2 protein-coding genes are annotated in these 3,128 nt (G+C 70.7%); both read right to left on the bottom strand.

Annotation, left to right across the window (positions count from 1 at the left end):
* Nucleotides 1–122: 122 nt before the first annotated feature.
* Nucleotides 123–1,487, bottom strand: a complete 1,365-nt coding sequence (gene prsR / locus ABDV68_RS18650) for a PEP-CTERM-box response regulator transcription factor (RefSeq protein ID WP_343521592.1) — start codon at nucleotides 1,485–1,487, stop codon at nucleotides 123–125.
* Nucleotides 1,484–3,128: XrtA/PEP-CTERM system histidine kinase PrsK (prsK, locus tag ABDV68_RS18645; protein WP_343521591.1), on the bottom strand; the 1,645-nt coding region annotated here is incomplete at its 5' end. The genes prsK and prsR, both read right to left, overlap by 4 nt.

Here is a 3,128-nt window from a genome sequence, read left to right as displayed (position 1 = left end):
AGAGAAGCGCCACGCCGAACAGGCCGAGGCACAGCGCGAACCCGACGATCCGGCGCAGGTTCACGCTGCGCCGGGCGACGGTGCTGCTGGTCCGGCGGCGCCGTTGGCCGTGGGGGCGAGGTTCAGGGCTGGAGGTCATAAGCCTTCATCAGGTCATAGAGGGTGGGGCGGCTGATCCCGAGCAGGCGCGCGGTACCGGAGATGTTGCCGTCGGCGCGCGACAGCGCCTGGGCGATGGCGCGGCGGTCGGCGGCTTCGCGCACGGCCTTCAAGTTGATCGGTCCGGCGTCGTCGCCAACGGATTCGAGGTCGAGGTCGGCGGCGGTGACGAGCTTGCCGTCGGCCATGATCGCGGCGCGCTTCACGCGGTTCTCGAGTTCGCGGACGTTTCCGGGCCAGTGCCACGCGTCGATCGCGGCGAGCGCGTCGGGGGCGAAGCTCTTGTTGCCGAGCTTCATCGCGGTGGCGTGCTTGTGGAGCAAATGGCGTGCGAGCAGGCCGGCGTCGCCGGGGCGCTCGGCGAGCGACGGAATGCGCACGACGATCTCGGCGAGGCGGTAGTAGAGGTCCTCGCGGAAGGTGGCGGCGGCGACCATGGCGTCGATGTCCTGGTGGGTCGCGCAGACCACGCGGGTGTCGACCGCAATCGGCTTGCGCCCGCCGATGCGCTCGATCACCCGTTCCTGCAGGAAGCGCAGCAGCTTGACCTGGAGCGGGAGCGGCACGTCGCCGATCTCGTCGAGGAACAGCGTGCCGCCCTGGGCCTGCTCGATCTTGCCCTCAGTGGTCTTTACCGCGCCGGTGAACGCGCCCTTCTCGTGGCCGAACAGCTCCGATTCGAGCAGGGTCTCCGGGATCGCGGCACAGTTGATCGCGACGAACTGGCCCTTGCGGCGCGACGCGTCGTGCAGGCCGCGGGCGAGCAACTCCTTGCCGGTGCCGCTGGCGCCGAGCAGCATCACCGAGACGTCGGCCGGGGCGACGCGCTCGATCGTGCGCGTGACCTTGAGCATCTCGGGCGAGCCGGTGACGATGCCGCCGAGCGCGGTGCCGCTCTCGGCCCGCGCGGCGAGGCGGCGGTTCTCCGCCTCCAGCGCATGGACGTGAAAGGCGCGCGCGACGATCAGGCCGAGCGCGTCGATGTCGATCGGCTTCTGGTAGAAGTCCCATGCGCCCATCGAGATCGCGCGGAGCATCGATTCGCGCTCGCCATGGCCCGAGGCGACGATGACGCGGGTGTCGGGCTTGAGGGCGAGGATGGCTTCGAGGACGGCGAAACCCTCGCTGGTGCCGTCGGGGTCGGGGGGCAGGCCGAGGTCGAGCGTGACCACCGCGGGCTCCTCGGCGCGCAGCATGGCGATCGCGCTCTCGCGGTCGCCCGCGGTCAGGATGTCATAGCCTTCATAGGCCCAGCGCAATTGCCGCTGGAGCCCGGCATCGTCCTCGACCACGAGAAGTTTTGGCAGGATTTTGGGTTTGTCGCTCATGCCGCCTGTCCGATTTCACGATGGCCGCCGCCCGCCGCGCGCAGCACCACGCGGAAGCGCGAACCCTTGCCCTCGCTGCTCTCCACCTCGATCCGGCCGCCCATCTCGGTGGCGAGCTTCTGCGCCTCGAACGCGCCGATGCCGAAGCCGCCGGGCTTGGACGAGACGAACGGCTTGAACAATTTGTCGCGGACGAAGGCGGGGGACATGCCGGCGCCGCGATCGATCACCTCGATCCGCGCCTCGCGATCGTGCGCGTCGACGGCGATCGTGATCGGCGCGTCGGGCGCGCTCGCCTCGACCGCGTTCTGGACGAGATGGCCGAGCAAGGTCTCGAGCATCGCCGGATCGGCGATCGCGAGCGGATCGCCGGCGACGATCACTTCCACCGGGTGCTGCGCGCGGCGCGCCTTGGCGACGCGGCGGGCGAGCGGGGCGAGCGGCACGGCGACCGGCGCCTCGGCGCGGGCGCGGTGATGCTGCGAGAGGCGCGCGAGCATGTCGTTCATGCGGCCGGCCGAATCCTGCAGCGTCGCGACCATGTCGGCGCGGAAGGCGGGGTTGTCGGCATGACGCTCGGCATTGCGCGCGACGAGGGTGAGCTGGCTCACCAGGTTCTTGATGTCGTGCATGATGAAGGCGAAGCGGCGGTTGAACTCCTCGAACCGCTCGGCTTCGGCGAGCGCTTCGAGCGCGCGTTCCTCGGCAAGATAGCTGGCGAGCTGACGGCCGGCGGCCTTGAGCAAGTCGAAATCCTCCCAGTCGAGCGCGCGCGGCACGGGCGGACGGGCGAGCACGATCGCGCCGGCGAGGCGGCCATGATGCGGGAGCGGGACGACCACCCAGGCCGGTTCCCAGCTGCGGATCGAGGGCGGGATCGCCGCGGCGGCATCGCTGTTGTCGAGCTCGAGGATCAGCGCCGGGTCGAGCGCCGCTTGCGGCCAGTCCTGGCCGTAGGTCGCGGGCAGGCCGTCGCGCGCGACGTTCCATGCCGCGCCGACGCAGAGGCCGTCCCCCTGCGGCACCAGCAGCACGCCCGAGGGAGAGTCGGTGAGGTCGGCCAGCGCCTTGACGATGCGCTCGTCGAGCGGCGCGCTGCCCTCCGGCTCGCCCAGCGTCTCGGTGAAGCGCAGCCATTCGGCGCGATAGTCGTAGCGGTGGCGGAAGAAATGCTTGGCGAGCTTGACCTTGATCCAGGCGCGCAGCCACGGGCTCGACACCAGCGTCAGGATCGCAGCGGTCGAGCCGAACACGAAGGCGGTCTGGAGCAGCCGCGCATTGTCCCCGCCGATCGCGGCGAGGGCGGTGGTGGCGAGCGCGAGCAGCGCGAAATAGAGGCCGATCGCGACCAGTGAGAGCGACTGGTAGGCGACGGTGCGCGACAGCTGCATCGGCCATTCACCGCGGCGTTGCAGGCCCGCGGCGATCGCGGCGGCGATCAGCGCCATGGCGAGGCCGCGCACCGCGACCAGCTCGATCGGCCACCCCTCGGTGAGCCAGGCGACGCTCAGCACGTTGATGTCGACCAGCCACATCGCGGCGAGGGCGAGGACGATCGGACGCATGCCGGTGCGCCCCGGCGCGGCGATCGCGCTGTGCAGGCTCTGCACCAGGACGAGCGCGGCGACCGCGACCATCATC

Origin of the sequence: Sphingomonas sp. (genome assembly GCF_039595165.1) — a bacterium.
Classification (GTDB): domain Bacteria; phylum Pseudomonadota; class Alphaproteobacteria; order Sphingomonadales; family Sphingomonadaceae; genus Sphingomonas.
This window is presented reverse-complemented; position numbering and strand designations above follow the sequence as displayed.

What these genes read in the sequence shown, in the direction of transcription:
- prsR (WP_343521592.1), bottom strand. Translation starts at nt 1,487, where the DNA reads ATGAGCGACAAACCCAAAATCCTGCCAAAACTTCTCGTGGTCGAGGAC.